This window comes from Alcanivorax sp. HI0044 (assembly GCF_001634945.1).
Genome location: NZ_LWEZ01000936.1, coordinates 1 through 342 on the forward strand (window position 1 = coordinate 1; position 342 = coordinate 342).

General features: G+C 59.9%; 1 protein-coding gene. It reads right to left on the reverse strand.

The annotated features are described in order from the left end of the window. The coding region (locus A3730_RS10995; protein ID WP_156501151.1) for an NAD(P)/FAD-dependent oxidoreductase at window positions 1-342 on the reverse strand (342 nt) is incomplete at both ends.

The following is a 342-nucleotide window of genomic DNA, read 5'->3' on the forward strand; positions in this document are numbered from 1 at the left end:
CTGATGCTCATCCGGGAAGTCGTTTTTTAGGCTGTCCACGAAGGCCTTGGGGCCGGCCATCAGGTCGATCTGGCGGTCGCCAATAAACAGCCGGTCGTAGTTGGCATCCATGGGTGCCCATTTCAGCTCGCCGTCGGTGACATGGTCGAACAGGCGTTTGGCCATGGTGTGGTCGGCGCCCATGTCGCCGATGTAGTGCACGCCCACATCCCATTCGTAGCCATTGCGATCATAGCTGTGGGTAAAGCCCCCGGCGGTGTAGTGCTGCTCGAACACCACCACTTTCTTGCCCATTTTGCTCAGGCAGGCGGCGGTGGTGAGACCGCCAATGCCGGAACCGAT